Raw genomic sequence first — 19,860 nt, 5'->3', positions numbered from 1 at the left:
AACCGGGCCGCAGCCCGCGTGCCACCAGGGGCCACAGGGTTGCCGCGCGACAAGTTTGCGGCACGGCCCTTTCTGAAAGGAACAAACGTAGTGAGTGGTGTGCCCTTTGCCGGCGTTGTCGGAGCCATTGTCCTTGCCGCAGCGCTTGCCGTTGCTCCACCAACCACCACCGCTGCGAGCGCGACGCCGATTGTGGCAGGAACCATCCCTACCGGGACCGGCCCCGAATTTGTGGCGGTCGATACCGCAAACGGCACCCTGTACGTCACCAATGCCGTCGAAGACACGGTGTCCGTGGTGAGCGGCACCGGTGCGGCCAGCACTATCCGTGTCGGAAACCTGCCGGAGGGCCTGGCAGTCGATTCAGGCACCCACAAGGTCTATGTGGCCAACTATTGGGGCAACTCTGTGTCGGTAATCCAAGGCACCACCGTAACGGCCACCATCCCCGTGGGCACATCCCCGTACGCGGTCGCCGTGGACCCCGGCACGCACACGGTTTACGTGACCAACTCCCAGGGAAACACCGTATCGGTGATTAACGGAGACCGCGTGACCAGCACGATTCCGGTCGGCCACGGGCCCTACGGAGTGGCCGTCGATCCCGGAACGCACACCGCATACGTCACCAACCTCTACGACGGCACGATGTCCGTCATCGATGGCAACGACGTCAGCAGCGTCATCGGCCTTCAGGAAGGCGTGACCGGCGTGGCCGTGGATCCGTCAACCCACACCGTCTACGCCGTCAATCCGTCCGCGGTGAGTTTGAGCGTGGTCAAGGGGACCCAGGTGACCACCTCGAATCCCTTTGGGGAGAGCAACCCGCACCAAGTGGCGGTCGACCCGGCAAACCACTCGATATACGTGACCCATTCGTATGCAGACAAGGTGTCCGTGATTGACGGGACAACCGTCTCCGGGGCCCTTCCGGTGGGCGCCCAGCCTATCGGTGTCGCCGTCGACCCCGGGACACACACCGTGTACGTCGCCAACTCCGGCAGCGGTACCGTCTCGGTAATCAAAGATGCGCCTGCTCAGGAAACGAGCGGTGAGGATTTCAGCGGTGACGGAGCCGTTGATGTCCTGGCGCGGGATTCCTCGGGCTCGTTGTGGTTGTATCCGGGGAACGGGCACGGTGGGTGGTTGGCGCGGGTGCGGGTCGGCGGGGGCTGGAATGTGATGTCGGCTTTGGTGGGGCCGGGGGATTTCAATGGTGATGGCCGGGTGGATGTGCTGGCGCGGGATTCCTCGGGCTCGTTGTGGTTGTATCCGGGGAACGGGCATGGCGGGTGGTTGGCGCGGGTGCGGGTCGGCGGGGGCTGGAATGTGATGTCGGCTTTGGTGGGGCCGGGGGATTTCAATGGTGATGGCCGGGTGGATGTGCTGGCGCGGGATTCCTCGGGCTCGTTGTGGTTGTATCCGGGGAACGGGCATGGCGGGTGGTTGGCGCGGGTGCGGGTCGGCGGGGGCTGGAATGTGATGACGGCCCTGGTGGGGCCGGGGGATTTCAACGGGGACGTAAACGTCGACATGCTGGCGCGGGATTCGTCGGGGTCGTTGTGGTTGTATCCGGGGAACGGGCATGGTGGGTGGTTGGCGCGGGTGCGGGTCGGCGGGGGCTGGAATGTGATGACGGCCCTGGTGGGGCCGGGGGATTTCAACGGGGACGTAAACGTCGACATGCTGGCGCGGGATTCGTCGGGCTCGTTGTGGTTGTATCCGGGGAACGGGCATGGTGGGTGGTTGGCGCGGGTGCGGGTCGGCGGGGGCTGGAACGTGATGACGGCCCTTCTTTAGCCCCTGACCGACGGGGAGCCTGCCGGTGGGGCGCGCCGATCCCGGCCGCGCCGCGCCCCACCGGGCCGTTATTGAACCGCGACGCGCCCGCCTGCGACCCGCTCGTCCGCGGACTGCCCGCCTGCGACCCGCTCGTCCGCGGACTGCCCGCCTGCCAGCCGCCGGATCAGCTCCGCCTGCGCGGGAAACTCACCCACGAGCTCTCCGATCTGCTCCTCCGTGGGTTTCGCCGAATCGCTTGCTTCGTAGCCTGGCGACAGGCTGCAGCTGACCAGCGCGAACCCGGGTCCCGCCAGTTCCGCGCCGAACCAGGTGGAATGCGGCGCGGCTCCGTGCAGGATCTGGCCTGCATCCGGATCCGGGCCGAACTCCGTCTCTGAGTACCCGTCTTCCCTGGAGAAGACGTGCAGCCTGACGGGCGCACCCAAGTGGAAGAACCACAGCTCGTCCTGTTTGAGTGTGTGCAGCTGCAGGAGCTCGCCGGCTTCCAGCAGATACCAATTGGAGCTGTAGAGCGGATGGTCGGCGCCGCCGAAACGCGGCGGCAGGGCCGGGCCGGGAATGGCCTCATTGCTCACCATGGCCGACGCGAACCACCCGCCAACCCCCGACGGCGTCATCCCCAGCCGCTTGATCCACCCCTTTGCGTCGGGCCCGCCGGCGCAGATGTCACTCATTGGGCGGATCCGCCAGGGAAAAGCACACCGTGATCCCGATGATCGCGCCGGTGTCCAACGAGCGGAGGAGGCCCTTCTGCGTCACGATGTCCACGTTCACCATGCCGCCGTCCTTGATGGGCACTTCGATGGTTTCGTGGAAGTTCAGCAGGGGATTTCCGCTTGCCATGACCTCCTTGTCGTGCGCCACGTGTTCAGCACGCGAGTCCTGGTGTCCGATCAGCTCGTCTTTGCTCATGCCCACCAGATCGGCGAAGTTCTGGTTGACCCACAGGAACACCGAATTCGCGTCCTTCACCACCCAATAGACGCCGTCCTGCTTGTCCAGCACATCGGCCACGGTCATGGGCGGCACCGTCGGCAGGGCGGACGGCTCCACCGCCTGGGCGGCGGTCACCGAGCAACTCCCTTGCCGCCGTCGGCCTCCAGCCTTTCGGCAAGATCCTGGGCCAGGGCCACCATGGTCATGGTCGGGTTCCAGGAACCGCCGGTGGGCCACAGCGAGCCGCCGGAGACAAAGACGTTCTCGACGCCGTTGAGGCGGTAGTCGACCCCGACGACGGCGTCCTCTTCTTCGCCGATCGGAAGGCTCGAGCTTTCATGCACCAGGCCCGGGACGCGGCGCTCGGGGATGCCCGGGCGGTCGGCGGCCCAGCTTCCCGTGTTCGGGTCGCCGTGCCAGTACTCCACGCGGCCGGCCCCGCCCGGGGAAAGCACGCGCTCCAGCATTTGGAAGGTACCTTCGTCCATGGTGTCCCAGGTGTCGTCGTCAGTGGCATTGGCCAGCACCTGCAGGGTCACGTTGGCGGTGGTGTCCATCCCGCCGGAAAGGCGCAGGTGGTTCTCCGGATTGGATTCGTCCAGCTCACCGAGCACTGCGCAGACGAACACCAGGTAATCCTCCGAGGACAGCAGCTGTGCCATGGACGCCGTGGCCACGACATCCGGGGCATAGCGTTCGGATTTCTGGGCGTTTTCGGCCGGTTTCCGGTCCGAGAGGACGGAGAGCTGCACGTGGTACTGCATGCCTGCCGCGCTCTTGCCTGCCATGTAGATGGCCGCCAGTTCCAGTTCGCCGAGGGCCTCGCTGAACTCGTAGTCCTGGCGCGGAATCCTGGCCACCACCGAGGTGATGAAGTGCGCGCTGAAGCTTTCGCCGGCCCGCGGGACCTGGGGGAAGGAATTGAGCACCAGGGTGGCCGGGGGAAGCGTGCCCATGGCCAGGACCAGGTTGGCGTCGCCGACGTTCACCACGCCGCGGCTCGTGTCCAGGGCCGTGGCCCGGCCGTCCTGCTGGATCACGGATTTCACGGTGCAGTCGGTGACAACGCGCAGCGGCGAACCCTTGCCCTCCGAGGCAAGGAGCTGCTGCCTGTCTGAAAGCTCAAGCAGGACGGCCGGCGTCGAGAACTTCGCGAAATCGATGCCCGAGGTAGCGCCGGAGGCCGCGGCCAGCGGAGCCGGCATGGAGCGCGTGGCGGAATCGATACCGTGCAGGCCCGCGGCAAGCCGCTCCTGGAGGGCCTTCTGCATGATCCCGTACACCGGGCGGGTGTTGTTGATGAGATCAACGAGGTCGGCCGAGGCCCCGGCGTCGATCTGGTCGGCCGGAACGACGTTGAGCAGGTCCTCTGCCGTGCTGAAATGGGCCTTGGCGGCGTCCATGACGGCGCGCGGCCAGCCCCGCATTTCGTCTTCCTCCGGGCGGGGACACCAGGCGCTCCACATGATGGAGCGGCCGCCGTAGAAGGGGACCATGCCGTGCTGCCAGGAAATCTTGCCTGCCGGTTGGCCTGCCGTGGCAGCGGCGAGGGTCCACGGGAAGGTCTCGGAGAGCCCGCCGAGAGTCTCACGGTACGGCAGGGGCAGGTTCTGGAAATGTTGTGGCAGGAAGAACGGACCGCGCTCGATAATGAGGATCCGCGCATGCGGATTGACGGTCAATGTCCGCTCGGCAAAGGCGTAGCCGCAGAATCCGCTGCCGATCACGATATGGTCGAATTGTTCTTCTTCGCGGACCGTTTTCCATTCTCCTTCGCTCAGGAAAAATACGTGGTCCATCACCTTCTGCGGTGAAGGATCCTGCGGTCCGGGCGTGGGAAATCCGTGGTTGAAATTCTGGGACGAAGAAACTGCACTCACAATGAAGCCCCCATCAGTCGCTGTTTTCACGACGCCGTGAAAACAGGTGCCCGGCCGGACGGAATGGGAATTCACCCGCCCCAGCAGGGATCACAGGCATTAGTGAACCACTGATGGAATACGTTCACAATAGAATTCAGCCTGATGAAATTCGGCAGTCAGCATCGCGGCCGTAATTGCAAGTCGGGTATCGCTTGATATCCGGCAATTGAGTGTCAAACGAGGTCGAAAAGGCGTGACACGGCGGAAAATATCCGGCAGCGCCAACTGCCCATATGCCGACTAGTCGATCCCGGCGAACAGCTCGTTCAGTTCGGCTGTCAGCTGCTTGCGCAGGGCCGGGGTGCCGATCTCGCGGCCGTCCACATGGTTGACCGGCGCGATCAGCCGGATGCTGGAAATCAGCCAGACGGCGTCGGCGTCGTACAGGTCCTGGGTGACCAGCGGGCCGTAGCCGAGCTCCCAGCCAGCGGCCTTGGCCTTGGCGAACAGGGCGCCCTGGGAGGTGCCGGGCAGGATGCCGCTGTCCAGCTGCGGTGTGATGAGCCGCTTGACGGTGCGCTGGGAGCCGCTGCCGGCGTCGACCGTTTCCACGTGCGCCAGCAGCACGGTCGACGTCGGACCCTCCAGGACGCGGCCGTCGGTGGAGATGAAGATCGCGTCATCGGCGCCCTGCTTGTGCGCGTAGCGCAGCGCCGCCATGTTCACCGCGTAGGACAGCGTCTTGGCGCCGAGCAGCAGCCACGGGGCGCGCTCGCCCGCCTCGGCGTCGAAACCGCGGTCCAGCAGGACGACGTCGATCCCCGTCTCCCGCTGCCGGCGGCTGCCCGCTGGGGACGGCGAAGCCTGGATCCAGCAGGTGGGGGCGGAGGCGCCCTCCACGCCGCGGGTCACCAGGAGCTTGACCACTACTTCGTCCGATTCCGGTTCCGGGGCGGGGAACGTGCCGCGGTATTCGGTGATCGCCGTTTCGATGGCGCGGCGCCAGGTCTCCTGCTCCGGGATCACCAGGTCGAGCGCACGGGCCGATGCCTGCAGCCGGTTCAGGTGTGCGTGCACCTTCCGTGCATGGCCGCCGACGGCGAGCAGGGACTCGAAGACTCCGTCGCCGCGTGTGGCACCCAGGTCCGTTGCCATCAGCTGGGGCTGGGTGGCGTCGACGATGCGGCCGTTCTCGAACGCAGGATCAAGGAACACGAGAACCGTGGGAGCGGGGAGAGTCATGGTTCCAGCTTAGTGCGGGAGCGCGCGGCTACGCTGGTCCTCTAACAGCTATGGGAACTGTGGGGGTTTGAGTGCTTTTTCCTTTCGAAGTGGGGACCGATTGGACCTGGCCCTTGGCCGTGTGGGCGCTCGCGGAAATCGTCCTGCGCATCGTGCTTCTGGGCATCATTCCGGGCAACCGCCGCCCCACCACGGCCATGGCTTGGCTGTTGGTTGTTTTCCTCGTGCCGTCGGTGGGCTTCGTGCTGTTCCTGCTTTTCGGAAATTTCCGGCTGTCCCGGCGCCGCCGCGAACAGCAGGCGGAGGTCAACGAGCGGGTGCGGGCGGGCGCCTCGGCGATGGCCGACGTCGTGAGCAGATACTCCGGACCGGAATGGGTGAGCTCTGCCGCGGAACTGAACCGCCGGCTCGGCTCGCTGCCCATGGTGGACGGGAACTCGGTGCAGCTGATCCCGGGCTACCAGGAGTCGATCGAGGCCATGACCGATGCCATCCGCGGTGCCCGGAATTACGTCAACGCCGAGTTCTACATCATGAGCAGTGATGCCGTCACGGACGGGCTGCTCGGCGAACTTGAGAAGGCGGCGGAACGCGGCGTCCGCGTGCGGCTCCTGTTCGACCACATCGGAACCCTGCGGGTGCGTGGCTACCGCCGGCTGATCCGCCGACTCAAGGACAGCCGGATCCAGTGGAAGCGGATGCTGCCCGTCCTGCCGATCCACGGCCAGTGGCGCCGCCCGGACCTGCGGAACCACCGCAAGATTCTGGTGATCGACGGCGAGACCGCCTTCACGGGATCGCAGAACCTGATCGAACCCTCCTACAACAATCCCCATCACCGCCGGGCCGGCCGGAAGTGGGTGGAGCTCATGGCACGCCTGGAGGGCCCGATCGTGGCGACCCTGAACGTCGTGTTCGCCACGGACTGGCTCAGCGAAACCGAGGAGTCCCTCGAATCCCAGCTGCAACTGCCGGACCACCCGCGCCGTGGCACGGTCACGGCCCAGGTGGTGCCCAGCGGCCCCGGGTTCGTCACCGAGAACAACCTGCGCCTCTTCAACACCCTGATCTATTCGGCCCAGCACCGAATTTCCATCTGCAGTCCGTACTTCGTGCCGGATGATTCCCTGCTTTACGCGATCACCACGGCGGCCCAGCGCGGGGTGGACGTGGAACTCTTCGTCTCGGAGAAGGGCGACCAGTTCCTGGTGCATCATGCGCAGCGTTCCTACTACAAGGCGCTGCTGGAGGCGGGCGTGCGTATCTACCTCTACCGGGCGCCCCTCGTGCTGCACGCAAAGCACTTCACGATCGACGACGAAGTGTCGGTCCTGGGATCGAGCAACATGGACATGCGCTCCTTCTCGCTCAACATGGAGGTTTCGGTGATGCTGTTGGGCGCGGAAACCGTGGACCTGATGCGCTCGGTGGAACAGAGCTACCGGGAGGAAAGCTTCGAGCTGACCCTCGGGGACTGGCTGCACCGGCCGATGCTGGCGAAGTACGTGGACAACGTGGCGAGGCTGACCGCAACACTGCAGTAGCCTGGCCCTTGTGCTGCCATGGGCAGTGTTGCCCATGGCAGCGCCCCGGGCTCCGTGGAAGGATTTGGGCGAAGCCTTACTACCAACCGCACTCTTACCCGGGGGAAAAATGACATTCTACGGCGCTGATGTAGAGCAACTCCGGGCCCTGGCCAAGGCTGCCGACAAGGCGGCCACTTTGCTGAGCACCAAGGCGGCAACCCTGCAGGGCCAGATCATGGCCGCCCCCTGGAAGGGCAACGACGCCGAAGGCTTCAAGCATGACTGGACCGGCCGCCACCGCCCCAGCCTGGACAAAGTCGTGGAAAGCCTGCGGCAGAATTCCAGGATCCTGCTCCAACACGCCGACGAGCAGGAAAAGGCCTCAGACCGCGGCACTGGCGGCACCAGCATGAGCTTCTCGGAGAAGACCCAGGAAAAGGCCGACGCCGCCCGGAAGTGGCTGGAGGACCGCGCCAAGGAAGCGGCCGAGCGGGAGGAGCACCGCAAGGAGCTCGCCGAGGGTGCGGACGCGATGGCCAAGGCCAGCCCGGAGGAACAGGCCAAGTGGTGGAACAGCCTCTCCGATGAGGACAAGAAGTACCTGCTCAGCAACGAAGAAACCGCCAAGCAGATCATGAGGATGGACGGCGGCGTCCCGGACTCCGCACAGACGGAGGCCCGCAAGTACCTCCAGGACCAGGACAAGGGCGACATCCCGGTCTACAAGGAAGCAAGCAAGGCCGCAATCGAGACCCGGGTCGCCTGGGTGCACGGCGGTGCCGAGGTGGGTACCGAAGTCGTGGAGAACGCCGACGGCTCCGCCACCATGAAGGTCCACGGCAACCTGGGCCTGGGCGTGAACGATCCGTCCGGAACTGCCGGGGCAACGCTCAGCGGCGAGGTTTCCCGGGAGTACAAGTTCGACAGCGTCGAAGAGGCCATGGCGGCCCGTGTGCAGATGCTCAGGGAGCTCCCGCCGGACAGCATCGGCGACGTCAAGGATGTGGCCTCGAACCCGCCAGGCTATCTTCTCGACCGGATCAATGACGCAGCCGAGGACAACGGGACCGACGGCCATGTGGACAAGGCCAAGGGCACCCTGTCCTTTGAAGCGACCGGCAAGACCGGCACCGGGGCCGAAGGCGGCGTGAAGCTGGACTTTTCCTATGAGAAGAACCTGAGCGACGGAACGTCCAAAGCCAGCGGCGAGGTCTCCGCCTCCGGCCATCTGGACCTTGACGGCCGGCGTTTCGAGGCCGCCGGCAAGGGCGGCCTCGAGGTCAACATGAACAAGGACAACAACATCGAGTCCGTCTCGCTGTCCCTGGAGGGCACCGTGGCGGCGGGTGGCGTTGGCGGTGTGGAGGCGGAAGGCGTCGGAAGCGCCGAGTCCAGCATCACGGCAGGCACCCAGGGAACGGTCAAGATCGATGTTGACTACACTCCGGAGAACAGGGAAATCATCGACAGCTACATGCGGAACGTCGCGACGGGCAACACCGCGGCCGCGGCGTCGGATGCCGCGAAGCTGTACGACGCCGGTTCCGCAACCGTCCAGGTGAACAGCGTGGTGACGGCCAAGAACGAGATCGGCGTGGACCTCAAGGCCGGCGAGGTCAAGGTCAGCACCGAGAGCCAGGTGACTACCAATGTGACCACGTACCACAAGGTCGCGAACGATACGAAGCTCGAGAAGCTCTAGGCTGCCCGGCAGGCAAGCCATTACGAGTCCCCACCCCGAAGGAGCAAATCGAATGACAGTGCACATTGAGTCCCCGCTGGGGTTCACCGCAGACTTCCCCGAATTCACCCAGGCCTTGCCCGAGTCCACCGCCGGCCCCAACACAGAACAGTACGGACTTCTGGGCGGCGTGCTGGTGACCGTCATCAAGGACGACAACGCCGTCAAGGATGCGCCCCAGGCCACCGGCTGGGCGCACCTCATGTCCGCCTACTACCTGGAGGAACGCGGCGGGACCAAGCTCGCCGAAGGCACCCTGGACCTGCCCGGCAAGGACTCCTACGCCGTCATGGTGGGCTTCCAGGATCCGGACGGCACCGCGAAGGTGGCCTCCGCCGTCGGCGTCTTTGAGAACGGGCGGTTCATCGGCGTCCTGGTGGTGTGGCCGGTGGTCGACGCCGAAAGGGAACCCCGCGCGGACCGCCTGAAAGAGATCGTTGGCGCGATCAGCCTCGGCTGAGTGCCTGCAGACATAGCAGAAGCGCCAGGCCTCTTTGAAAGGGCCCGGCGCTTCTGTCGTATCCGGAAGTTCAGATCTTGAGCGTGACGCCTTCGGCGGTGCACGGGCCGGAACTGGCCAGGAAAGCGTCCTGGATGGCGTCCTTGGATTCCTGGGAGGGGGCCTCGCCGAGGGAGCGGTCCAAGGCCAGCAGGCTCAGGGCAGCGAACAGCCCGGCCACTTCCTCGGGGGCGGATTCCTTGGCGTCGTCCGAGCGCAGGTAGATGTCGTCGAAGCCGTCGGCGTCGTCCTTGCCGGTCGCTGCGTACTCGGCGTACAGGGAGTTGAAGAGTTCGCAGGATTCCTTCACACTGCCGGCCGTGGTGGACGACGGCGTCCCTTCCGTGCCGCCCGACGGTCCGGAAGCGTCGGCACTGTTCGAGACTTCGGCGCTGTTCGAGGCGCTTGGCGGCGCGCTGCTTGGTGCCGGGCCGGCACCGCCCGGAGAACAGGCGGTGAGGCACGCGGCGCCGGCGATGGCGATCGTTGCGAGGAGGTTCTTCATGCTCCCCAACCCTACGGGGATCGGATAGGCCGTGCAGCGGATACGCATGGGGAGTTCTCCCCTCCCGGTCAGTCCTCGGGGAACTCCGTGCCCAGCGCGGACAACACGCCGAAGGCCTTCGTGCGGATCTCTTCGTACTCCTCAGCCGGTTCGGAATCGGCCGTGATGGCGCCGCCGACGCCGAGCGAGAGGGTGCGTTCGCCGCCGTCGTCGTTCACCACCAGGGTACGGATCACGACGGCGAGGTCGCTCGCCGCGTTGAGCGAAAAGTAGCCGATGGCTCCCGAATACACACCGCGCGGGCCGTCCTCGAGCCGGTCCAGGATGTCCATGGTGCTGATCTTCGGGGCACCGGTCATGGAGCCAGCCGGGAAGGCCGCGGCCACCGCTTCGGACCGGGGCGCGCCGGGTCGCAGCTGCGCGTCGATGGTGCTGACCATCTGGTGCACCGTGGCGTAGCTTTCGATCGCGCAGAGCCGGCTCACCGTCACGGACCCCGGTACCGCGAAGTGGCTCAGGTCGTTGCGGAGGAGGTCCACGATCATGATGTTCTCGGCCCGGTCCTTGAGCGAGCCCGCCAGGTCCTTCCGGAGGTGCTCGTCGATCACGGGATCGTTCGCGCGGGCACGGGTGCCCTTGATCGGCTCGGCCCGCATGACGCCGTCGGAGGCAATCCGCAGGAAGCGTTCGGGGGACGTGCTGGCAACGGTCAGCCCGCCGAATCGCAGGTAGCTGGCGAACGGCGCCGGGTTGCGCCGGCGCAGGGCGAGGTAGCCCTGCCACGGATCGAGCCCGGGGTCCGGAGCGCTGACCGTGGTGGTGAGGCAAACTTCGTAGCTGTTGCCTTCGGTGATCTCCTGCTGGGCTTCCTTGATCTTGCGGAGGTAGTCCGCGCGGCTGTCCCGGCTGGTGAACGACGGCGGCAACGGCGCCGGGCGAGAAGCCACCACTGCGGCCTCCGGCTTGGCGGCGTCCTGCACGGCCGAGCGGGCCTGCGCCAGCCAGTCTCCGGCGTCGGGGGCGTCCAGGGCGAGCAGCCATGCGGCACCCTCCTGGTGGTCGATCACCACGGCTCGGCCGGCGAACAGGAGCGCGGAGTCCGGGGTGTCCGCCGGAACGTCGCTGCCGCCCGTTTCGCGCTTGAGCTCATAGCCCAGGTAGCCGAGCCAGCCGAGCGTGAATTCGCACTCGTAGCCTTCAGGGGCGCGCACTGCACGGCGTCCCCAGACGGTGTCCAGCCAGCGGAAGAACGGAGAGGCGACGTCCGCGGTTGCGCATCCTGCGGTCACCCGGGTGCTGCCGGAGCGGTGCAGCACAGACTGGCCGAAGGTGCCGCCGTCGTCGGCCAGGATGCTGAAGCGGCTGCGGGCGGCTGCTTCGGAAGGCGCCGCCTGGCCGCCGGCCGGGCCGGGCGCCGCGTTCGCCGTCGCGGCATTCGAGGAATCCAGCCACACCGCGTTCCGCGAGGCACCGTAGAGGGCCTGGAACAGGGTTTCGGCCCGGGGCTCGGCGTCGATCCGCTCTGACAGCAGCTGCAGCCCCCGCCGTGCGGAGAGCTCCGGCGCGAGGACCGCAGAAAGCGCAGGGAGGTAGTTCAGGGCCTGCATCAGGTCGTCCGGGGCGTCCCCGTCGGCCTGGTTGAGGACGTGGATGTCAGCGTGGGCGGGGACGTCATCCGTCTCGAGCCATTCCTGTTCCTGCTCCGCCCAGGTGTCCCAGTAGGGCTCGTAGCCGCTGCCGTCGCGGTCCAGGGCGCGCCGGCGGCGGTCCTCGGCGGGGGCCTCCACCCAGACCACGGCATCGAGCAGGGGGCGGGCCGCTTCGGCCGCCGCGCCCACTCCTTCGACGACGACGATCTCCGCCGGAAGGGTGGTGTGGGCGGTGCCGTCGTAGTGCTTCTCCCAGTCCCAGCTGACCCATTCGGCGGCAACGCCGTGGCGCAGCGGTGCCAGGACCGTGGTGACGTAGCGTTCGATGCCCGCGGCGAGTCCGTTCCAGCCGGGGTAGATGTCCTCAAGATGGAAGAGCGACACCTTGTGGTGCTGGCGCAGCCGCGCGGCAAGTTCCACGGCCAGCGTGGTCTTTCCTGCTCCTGAGCGGCCATCGATGGCGATGATCACGGGTGCTGGAGTCATGGGATAGAGCGTACCTGCTGGGTATCGTCCTGTTTTCCGGCGATGGCGGCCCGGGTGAATCCGACAATGCCGGGAATGGCGGCGTTGATGAGGTCCCAGGTGGAGTCAAAGTCGCGGTGTCCGCCGTACCAGGGATCGTCGATGCCAAGTTCCAGGGTGTTGCGGCCGGCCACGGCGGTATCGAAACTGCGCAGCATCCGGATCTTCGCCAAGTCCGCCGGCCGCGGGGCGGCCTGCTGCAGCCAGCCGTAGTGGTCCACGTCCAGGGCAAGGATCAGCTCGCGCTCCTGGAACCATTCCTGCCGCCAGACGCGGGCAACGTGGGAGCCCGAGGCGATCCGGTGGGCCGAAAGCTTGCGGGCGGCGCGGGGGTCGATGGGCCGGCCCACTTCATAGGAGGTGGTTCCCGCCGAATCCACCACGACGACGTCGGCCAGCCCCTCGGCGTCGAACGCTTCCGCCAGCATGAGTTCCGCCATCGGGGAGCGGCAGATATTGCCGGTGCAGACGGCGATGATGCGATACGGGCGGGACGCTGAGTACATATTGCAAGCATTGCCGGTGCCGCCGGTCTTTGGCTAGTTGGGGGTTACCGGGCTTGTCACGTTTCCGGCTGGGAAGTCATTTCGGACCGTAATCGCTCAGCGGCTGAGCAGGTCCCGGCGCCGGTAGCCCGCCAGCCCTGCCACCAGCAGGACTGCGGAGAGCAGCAGCGTCCACCCCACAGGCAGCCAGTCCGGGCTGGACTCCATCACGTTGGGGACCACATGGAATGGGCTGGTACTGAGCAGCCAGTCCGGCGCCTTCAGCACCGGCCCGAACATGGTCAGCAGCAGCCAGTACACCAGCAAGAGCCACGCTCCTGCCCGTGCGCGCGGGGCCAGGCCCACAAGGAAGAGCGCGACGGCGGCAGCGAGCCACAGCGCCGGAACTTCCGCCACGCCCTGGAACACCACCTTCGCTGTGTCCAGCTCCGATCCTGCCAGCCGGGCCGAGGTGGCCAGCGCCGCCGAACCTGCGGCCATGCCGACGGCGGGGCCCAGGGCTGCCAGCACGATGGTCGGAACCACATAGGACAGACGGGACATGGGCTCCGAGAGCAGCCATTCGGCCCGTCCCTCGTCCTCTTCGGTGTGGAAGCGCAGGATGACCTGGATGCCGAAGACACCGCCGATGAAGGCCAGCACCAGCAAGAGCACCTCCACGAAGGCGAACAGCAATTGTTCCTCAGTGGCCAACCGGAAGGCGATCATCTGCCGCACGAAGGGATTGTCGCGGAAGATCCCGGACATCGTGGTGGCCACCAGCCCGTACACGGAGCCAAGGGCCACGAACACGACGGCCCAGGTCAGGAAGGCTCCCCGGTTCAGCCGCGCCGTCAGGCCCCAGGTGCCCAGGCGTCCCCGGGCGGGCCCGCCGCGGGGAGCAATGAGGCCCATCCCGAAGTCCCGCCGCGATTCCAGCCACGCCGCCAGCACGGCCAGCGCCAAGGCTGCCGCCAGCAGGAGCAGCAGCGGCCGGAGCTCGTTCTCCGACGCCGGCCGGATCTTCTCCGCCCAGCCCATGGGGCTGGTCCACAGCAGCCACTGCGAATCGTCGAGGGTGTCGCCGAGGCCACGGAGCAGGTAACTGACGCCCAGCACGGTGGCGGCGAGGGTGTTCGCCGTCCGGCCGCTCGAGCCCAGCTGCGCGGTGACGGCAGCGACCCCGGCGAACGCCAGCCCCATCCCGCCGAAAGCGCTCCCGAGCGCAAAGGCCGGGGCGGGCGGCGAACCGGCCACCATCAACGCCAGGCCGACCAGGACCGTCACCGCGGCGGAGGCCAGCCAGGCCAGCACGACGGCGGAGGCCAGGCGGGCGTGCCGGCCCACCACCCCGGAATCCAGGAGCTCGGCCCTGCCGGATTCTTCCGCCGCCCGGGTGTGCCGGGTGACAGTGAAGACCGCCATCAGGGCAGCGAAGAACATCCCGAACATCTGCACGCGCCATGCGGTGAAGCCCGCCGCCGTTCCGAGGTCAGTGGCCGGGCCGAAGAGCAGCGAGAATGCCGGGTTGGTGCCCAGGCTGAGCTGTAGCGCCTTGGCTTCCAGGGGCGTGGAGAACAAGGAGCCGTACACCGAATAGCTCACGGTCGGAAAGATCCCGATCACCAGGAGCCAGGGCAGCAGCTTCCAGCGGTCCAGCCGGACCGCGTGCCGCAGCAACGCCATCGTTCCGGTCAGCGGGGTTCCGGCCAGTGGGGATCGAGTATTGGCGGTTCCGGCTGCTCGAGTCCCGGTGGGGTGGGTCAAGGCGTGGCGGCCGGTCATTGCGGCCGCCCTTGCCCGCCGCGCTCGCCGTAGTGCTGGAGGAAAAGGTCCTCAAGGCTTGGCGGGGTGACCGTCAGCGCGCTCACGCCCAGCCCGGACAGCACATTCATCGCTGCTGCGAGGCCGGCGGTGTCGACGCTGAAATGTACCCGGCTGCCGTCGAGCCGCAGGCTGTCGACGCCGGGCACCGCCGTAAGCCGCGGTGTTGCGGCGAGCTGTGCGGTGCCGTGGCTGAGCGTTGCGGCCACGTTGGTGCGGGCGTGGCTGCGCATCTGTTCCAAGCTGCCGGTTTCCACCACTTTGCCCCGGCGGATGATGCTGATCCTGTCTGCGAGGGACTCTACCTCGGCGAGGATGTGGCTGGAGAGCAGCACGCTGCGGCCCTTGGCCTTTTCCCGGCGGATCTCCTGGCGGAACGAGGCTTCCATGAGCGGGTCCAGGCCCGAGGTGGGTTCGTCGAGGATGAGCAGCTCCGCGTTGGAAGACAAGGCCGCGACGATCGCCACCTTCTGCCGGTTGCCCTTGGAGTAGGCATGGCCGCGGACCGTGGGGTCCAGTTCGAAGGTTTCGAGCAGTTCCGCCCGGCGGCTATCGTCCAGCCCCCCGCGCAGCCTGCCCAGCAGGTCGATCGCCTCTCCGCCGCTGAGTCCCGGCCACAGGCTGACGTCCCCCGGAACGTAGGCGATGCGCCGGTGGAGGGTGACGACGTCGCGCCACGGGTCGCCGTCGAGCACCCGGACGGTGCCGGCATCGGCACGGAGCAGCCCCAGGAGGATGCGGAGCGTTGTGGACTTTCCTGCGCCGTTGGGGCCCAGGAAACCGTGGACTTCGCCTTCGCTGACTTCCAGGTCCAGGCCGTCCAAGGCCATGGACCGCCCGAAGCTCTTCAGCAGGCCCGTGATGCTGATTACGGCGGCCATGGACCGAGACTACTCCTGGAACCCAGCCCCCGGAACGGCCTTCAATGAGAACTCAAGCTCCGCTGGGGCCGGGTTTTCCGTCCGCCGTCCTGCGCGTCCCGAGGCGGGGGAGGCTGGCCGCGGCGACGAGGACCGCGAGGGCGCCGAGCCCGAACGGCAGGGCGCTGGCGGCGGCGACGCCGCCCACCAGGAGCGGCCCGCCGGCGTCGCCGAGTTCCCTGCCCAGTTCCGCCGATCCCATGGTGCGGCCCATGCGTTCGGGCGGAGTCGTGTCCGCGAGGTGGGCGAAGCCCAGCGGGGTGGCTATGCCGACGCCGGTACCGATGGCCGCGGCCGAAATAAACAGGGCCACCGGGCCGGGCGCGACGGCAATGACCGCCACCCCGGCGGCGGTGAGGAGGAGGCCGCTGGCCATGCCCCGGCCGTCGCTGAGCCGTCCCTGGTCCCGCATGCGGCCCACCTGCGGCTGGGTCAGCAACGATGCGATGGCCAGCACGCTGACCGTCGCGGTACCCGCAACGGGGCCAAGGCCGTGCCGGGTTGCCAAGGCGGGGAGGAATCCGATTGCCGCGCCCATGGCCGCCATCGAGGCCGCGAGGACCAGCGTGGGGACCAGGAAGCGCCGTTCGGTGACCTGCCGGAAGAGGTCGACGACGGTGTAGCGCTGGCGGGGGAGCGGCGCGAGGTGGGGGACGCCGAGCAGGACCCAGAGGGCGGCCGCGATTGCCAGGGCGGACAGGGTAGCGAAGAGCAGGGCGAAGCCGCCTGCGAAGATCAGGCCGGCGCCCAGCATCGGGCCGATGACGTAGCCCAGGCTCTTCCAGGAACCGTACTTCCCGAAGCGGCTGCCCGCGTTCCTGCCCGCGGCAAGCCGGGCCACCATCGCCGAGGCCGCCGGGGAAAACGCCGACGCCGCGGCGCCCTGGCCCAGGCGCGCGATGCCGAGCATGAGCGGGTCGCGGCCCCAAAGTCCCGGGAGCGAGAGCACGGCGAAGGCCAGCAGCCCGGCGACGATCACGGGCTTGGTGCCGATCCTGTCGCTCAGCGCGCCGAAGACGGGTTTGAGGAAGACCTCAGAGATGTCGTACGCCGCGAGCAGGACGCCGAGGCCGAGCAGGGTGAGGCCGATGTTCTCGCTCTGGGCGCCCATCCCGGCGGCGATGCTGTGGGCCCCGAACGCCGTCACGAAGCCGGCGGCGTACAGAGGTGCTGACTTTGTGCTCAGTGGTCCGGCTCCTAGTGGATGGCGGCCAGCAGGACACCCACCGCCACGAAGAGCGTGCCGAAGATCCGGTTGAGGACTTTCTGGCCGTGCTCGTTGTGGGTGAAGCGCTGGAACGACCTGGCGGCCAGGGCGAAGAAGAACCACATCACCATGATGTCGATGGCCAGGACCGTGGCCGTGAGCACCGCGTATTGCTGGAACAGCGGCTGCTCCGGGCGGATGAACTGCGGCATGAAGGCCAGGAAGAACACGATCGCCTTGGGATTGAGCAAGTTCACCCAGACTCCGCGCTGGAACATGGACAGGGCGGGCTCGTTCCTGCGGTTGTCCACCTTTTCCTTGTCCAGGTCCGGCTTGTGCATGAACTGCCGGATCCCCAGGTAGACGAGGTACGCGGCGCCGGCGTAGCGGATCACGTTGAAGACCACGGGCGAGTTCGAGACCAGCACTCCCACGCCGAGCGCAACGATCAGGATGTGGATGACGAGCGCGAGCTGCTGGCCGAGGATGCCCCAGATGGAACGGCGGAAGCCCGAGTTGAGCGAGTTGCTCATGGTGAAGATGGCGCCCGCGCCGGGAGTGAAACTGATCAGGGTACCGGCGCCGACAAGGGCCAGCCAAAGGGAGAACTGCACTGATCCAGCTTATGCCCGCTCCGGGTGCGGGCCGGACCGTGGGATCAGTGGACGGTCACCAGAGGGTTTCCACCAAGCCGAAATCGTGGAGCGCTTGGTCCGCCGTGATGATGACCAAGGATTCGATGATCGAGTTCGTAGGCCGACGCAGCCGACGCCACAAGCCGGTGGTCTAGAGACTGGATGATCCGGCGGGCTTTTGCCGAGAGTTTCCGGGGTTCTGTGAGCGCCCAATCAAGGCGTGGGTGTCGAGGAGATAATCGGCGCTTTCCAACGTTCCAGGTCCTCCTAACCCATCGGTTCGAGGAAATCATCCGGAAGCTGGCCTTTGACGAAGCCCAGGCGGCGCTTGGTGAGGGGATCGATCTTGACCAGGCGTGCAATTGGCCTGCCGGCCTTGGCGATCACGACATCTTCTCCGTGTTCGACCATGTTCAGCAGTTCGGAATAGCGAGTCTTGGCATCCTGGACGTTGTACTGGCCCATGTTGACCAAGTCTAGTTGGTCAACCGGACACCACCGGAGCGGTGGAAGCTATCCGCAATCTTCACCTGGTCAGAGACTCTGCAATCAAGGCCCGCAGCGCAGCATGCGTCCAGCTGCGCGACGTCCTGCTCACTGCACCTGACCACCTCAGAAACAGATTGACCGCCAAAAGTCTCGAAGGAAAAGCCACTCAAGCCCGCGCCCTGCGGCCGGACCTGAGTAAGCCTCACGAGCCCGAACGGGCAGTGAAATACGCCCTCGGGGACCTCGGTCGCCGCATCTACGAGCTCACAGCGGAAATCAACGAGACAGACAAGCACTTCCATAGTGAAGCCGCCTTCGCCCGGCTCTGCGGAGTCGCACCAATCCCCGTCTCATCCGGAAAATCACACCGCATGCGCTTACACCGAGGAGGAAACCGCCAAGCCAACCGCGTCATCTACCTCATCGCCATCTGCCGCCTGCGCTACGACCCAAGATCCCAGGCATACCGCGACCGGAAAAGGGCTCAAGGGCACTCATCAACGGAGGCCATCCGCTGCCTCAAACGCTTCATCGCCCGCGAGATCTACTACAGCCTCAAACGCGACCTGTCGGCAAACCGGCCAATAGTCGAAGCTGTTGCTGCTAAGAACTAGCGGCGTGGTCAGATGGGCACCAGCATGAAGTCGTGGGTTGCGATGATGAAGATCCCGGCTACGATCATTCCCAGGACCAGAAGGCTGAGAGCTGCGCTTTGCCAAGCCTTGCGTGTGCCGCCGTTGACGGCGCGCGCCAGTTTGTGCGGTGGCATCACGGAGTTCCAAGCAATCCACCACCAGACGGAGCCGAGGCTTGCCGTCAGCAACAGCACGCCGGTCGCCGCCGATTGCGCGGCGTTAAAGCCAAGCCTGGCGAGCCCGCCGGCAATGAACAGGACGTAGGTTGCAGCACCGGTCCCCTCCGCCAACAGGTTCCTTAAGTCGTTGGTGTCCCGCTCCGGGGACAACGATTTGTGCCGTGCCCGGATCACCAGCCAACGATAGAAGGAATAGGCCACAGAAGAGACCACCAACAAGGTGGAAGCAGCGATGGTGCCGGCAACGGTGCCGTGATCGCCGTAAAGTGCGAACACCACGAAGGGAACGCTCACCGACACCGCTATAGAGAACCACCCGGTCCACGTAGCGACGGCGTACTTGCGGTCCATGTGGCGCGAGAAGCCCTTGGGCAGAGCCTTTTTGGCGTCGATGTTTACATATGCGACGAAGAAGAGGCTGAGCCACAGCGCAATCACGCACAGCACATAGATAGCCTGCGGAATCCACAGCAACAGAGCAGCATCAGCAACACCCATAAGCCACCACGCCGTGTAGCGACGTACCCTGATCCGGAAGTATTCGCTTTCGAGTGAAGCGCGGGCCCGCGCTTCGCCGGGGTTGAGGTGGAGAACGCCCAGCAGCGATTTGACGCGACCGTCGGCGGGCCTGGAAGGGCTGGTGGCCCGCATCAGGAGCAGGTTGGTGTGGAACGGATCGATAGCCAGCCCCGCGTCGATCTGCTGCTCTGCGTCAAGGCCTTTTTCACGGGCGGCGAAGGTGCTGGCCAACATGTAGCGCACGTCGGCGTTCTCGGGTGACAACTCCACGACTTTGCGGAACAGCTGTTCGGCCTGGTCTAGTTGTTCCGGCTCTGCTTGGTCGTAAAGCACGCAACCCAGTTGGTAGAGTCCGGGAGCCCATTCACCTCCGGCTATGGTCAGGCTATAACGGATGGTGGATTCAGCATTCTGCAGATCATTGTTGCCGGCGAACGCGGAGCTCAGTCGTAGCCACCACCAGGGTTGATCGGGTTCCAGGTCCACAGCGCGCTGTGCGGAATCCAAGGCCCCTTTCCAGTCCTCGGACGAGGCGAAGACGCGCGAAAGTTGGCCGTGCAAATCAGCGTTGTCCGGTTCGGAGGCAAGTGCATGGGTCAGCACGGCTAGGGCTCGTTCATGCCTGCCAGTAAGGAGGAAGGCCTCGGATCGGTCGATCACCATCTCCAAGCCGTCCATG

Annotated in this window: 18 protein-coding genes; 5 read left to right on the top strand and 13 right to left on the bottom strand. The window is 66.3% G+C overall.

Annotated features, from left to right (window positions below; translation table 11 throughout):
- The first annotated feature begins 90 nt into the window (after positions 1-90).
- A complete protein-coding gene (locus ACN9M4_RS17920) occupies positions 91-1,800 on the top strand; it encodes an FG-GAP-like repeat-containing protein (RefSeq protein WP_426300284.1) in 1,710 nt (569 codons plus the stop codon).
- 68 nt (positions 1,801-1,868) lie between these two features.
- On the opposite strand, the gene ACN9M4_RS17915 is transcribed toward ACN9M4_RS17920, so the two are convergent.
- The 4 genes from ACN9M4_RS17915 to ACN9M4_RS17900 all read right to left on the bottom strand — a co-directional run bounded on the left by ACN9M4_RS17915 (position 1,869) and on the right by ACN9M4_RS17900 (position 5,843).
- On the bottom strand, positions 1,869-2,477 hold the full coding sequence (locus tag ACN9M4_RS17915) for a cupin domain-containing protein (protein ID WP_426300282.1): 609 nt from the start codon (positions 2,475-2,477) through the stop codon (positions 1,869-1,871).
- Positions 2,470-2,874: a PAS domain-containing protein gene (locus ACN9M4_RS17910; protein ID WP_426300280.1), complete on the bottom strand. Its 405-nt coding sequence runs from the start codon at positions 2,872-2,874 to the stop codon at positions 2,470-2,472. The genes ACN9M4_RS17915 and ACN9M4_RS17910 overlap by 8 nt, the downstream gene beginning before the upstream one ends.
- The gene (locus tag ACN9M4_RS17905) at positions 2,871-4,538 is read right to left on the bottom strand and encodes a GMC oxidoreductase (RefSeq protein WP_426300278.1); all 1,668 of its coding nucleotides are present in this window, start codon (positions 4,536-4,538) and stop codon (positions 2,871-2,873) included. The genes ACN9M4_RS17910 and ACN9M4_RS17905 overlap by 4 nt, the downstream gene beginning before the upstream one ends.
- 363 nt (positions 4,539-4,901) lie before the next feature.
- A complete protein-coding gene (locus tag ACN9M4_RS17900; protein ID WP_426300276.1) occupies positions 4,902-5,843 on the bottom strand; it encodes an aminodeoxychorismate lyase in 942 nt (313 codons plus the stop codon).
- Between the two features lie 71 nt (positions 5,844-5,914).
- Between ACN9M4_RS17900 and cls the strand changes: the two genes are divergently transcribed.
- The 3 genes from cls (at position 5,915) to ACN9M4_RS17885 (ending at position 9,570) form a co-directional block, all read left to right on the top strand.
- Positions 5,915-7,387, top strand: a complete 1,473-nt coding sequence (cls, locus tag ACN9M4_RS17895) for a cardiolipin synthase (protein ID WP_426300274.1) — start codon at positions 5,915-5,917, stop codon at positions 7,385-7,387.
- Between the two features lie 109 nt (positions 7,388-7,496).
- Positions 7,497-9,071, top strand: coding sequence for a hypothetical protein (locus ACN9M4_RS17890; RefSeq protein ID WP_426300272.1), 1,575 nt, complete (start codon positions 7,497-7,499; stop codon positions 9,069-9,071).
- A gap of 52 nt (positions 9,072-9,123) precedes the next feature.
- Positions 9,124-9,570, top strand: a complete 447-nt coding sequence (locus ACN9M4_RS17885; RefSeq protein WP_426300270.1) for a hypothetical protein — start codon at positions 9,124-9,126, stop codon at positions 9,568-9,570.
- Between the two features lie 70 nt (positions 9,571-9,640).
- Here the strand turns inward: ACN9M4_RS17885 and ACN9M4_RS17880 are convergent, their stop codons facing one another.
- The 8 genes from ACN9M4_RS17880 to ACN9M4_RS17845 form a co-directional block, all read right to left on the bottom strand.
- Positions 9,641-10,114 (bottom strand): hypothetical protein, encoded by a 474-nt coding sequence (locus ACN9M4_RS17880; protein WP_426300268.1) that lies wholly within the window; start codon positions 10,112-10,114, stop codon positions 9,641-9,643.
- A 68-nt stretch (positions 10,115-10,182) separates the two neighbouring features.
- Complete coding sequence (gene pabB, locus ACN9M4_RS17875; protein ID WP_426300266.1) at positions 10,183-12,249, bottom strand: aminodeoxychorismate synthase component I; 2,067 nt, start codon at positions 12,247-12,249, stop codon at positions 10,183-10,185.
- Positions 12,246-12,794 carry a low molecular weight protein-tyrosine-phosphatase gene (locus ACN9M4_RS17870; RefSeq protein WP_426300264.1) on the bottom strand — a complete coding sequence of 183 codons (549 nt, stop codon included), beginning with the start codon at positions 12,792-12,794 and terminating at the stop codon, positions 12,246-12,248. The genes pabB and ACN9M4_RS17870 overlap by 4 nt, the downstream gene beginning before the upstream one ends.
- Positions 12,795-12,890: 96 nt before the next feature.
- Positions 12,891-14,558 (bottom strand): ABC transporter permease, encoded by a 1,668-nt coding sequence (locus ACN9M4_RS17865; protein ID WP_426300262.1) that lies wholly within the window; start codon positions 14,556-14,558, stop codon positions 12,891-12,893.
- A complete protein-coding gene (locus ACN9M4_RS17860) occupies positions 14,555-15,478 on the bottom strand; it encodes an ATP-binding cassette domain-containing protein (RefSeq protein WP_426300260.1) in 924 nt (307 codons plus the stop codon). The genes ACN9M4_RS17865 and ACN9M4_RS17860 overlap by 4 nt, the downstream gene beginning before the upstream one ends.
- 52 nt (positions 15,479-15,530) lie before the next feature.
- The gene (locus ACN9M4_RS17855; RefSeq protein ID WP_426300258.1) at positions 15,531-16,664 is read right to left on the bottom strand and encodes an MFS transporter; all 1,134 of its coding nucleotides are present in this window, start codon (positions 16,662-16,664) and stop codon (positions 15,531-15,533) included.
- 50 nt (positions 16,665-16,714) lie between these two features.
- Positions 16,715-17,338 carry a LysE family transporter gene (locus tag ACN9M4_RS17850; protein ID WP_426300256.1) on the bottom strand — a complete coding sequence of 208 codons (624 nt, stop codon included), beginning with the start codon at positions 17,336-17,338 and terminating at the stop codon, positions 16,715-16,717.
- Between the two features lie 288 nt (positions 17,339-17,626).
- A complete protein-coding gene (locus ACN9M4_RS17845) occupies positions 17,627-17,824 on the bottom strand; it encodes a type II toxin-antitoxin system Phd/YefM family antitoxin (protein ID WP_426300254.1) in 198 nt (65 codons plus the stop codon).
- Positions 17,825-17,865: 41 nt separating this feature from the next.
- Between ACN9M4_RS17845 and ACN9M4_RS17840 the strand changes: the two genes are divergently transcribed.
- Positions 17,866-18,462: a transposase gene (locus tag ACN9M4_RS17840; protein WP_426300252.1), complete on the top strand. Its 597-nt coding sequence runs from the start codon at positions 17,866-17,868 to the stop codon at positions 18,460-18,462.
- A gap of 8 nt (positions 18,463-18,470) precedes the next feature.
- Here the strand turns inward: ACN9M4_RS17840 and ACN9M4_RS17835 are convergent, their stop codons facing one another.
- Entirely contained in the window at positions 18,471-19,859 is a 1,389-nt protein-coding gene (locus ACN9M4_RS17835) for a tetratricopeptide repeat protein (protein ID WP_426300250.1), read from the bottom strand.
- Position 19,860: the final 1 nt, after the last annotated feature.

The sequence above is a fragment of the Arthrobacter sp. R-11 genome (assembly GCF_049913155.1).
Lineage (GTDB): Bacteria > Actinomycetota > Actinomycetes > Actinomycetales > Micrococcaceae > Arthrobacter.
The sequence above is the reverse complement of the archived record's forward strand: the minus strand, read 5'-3'. Positions and strand labels throughout refer to the sequence as shown.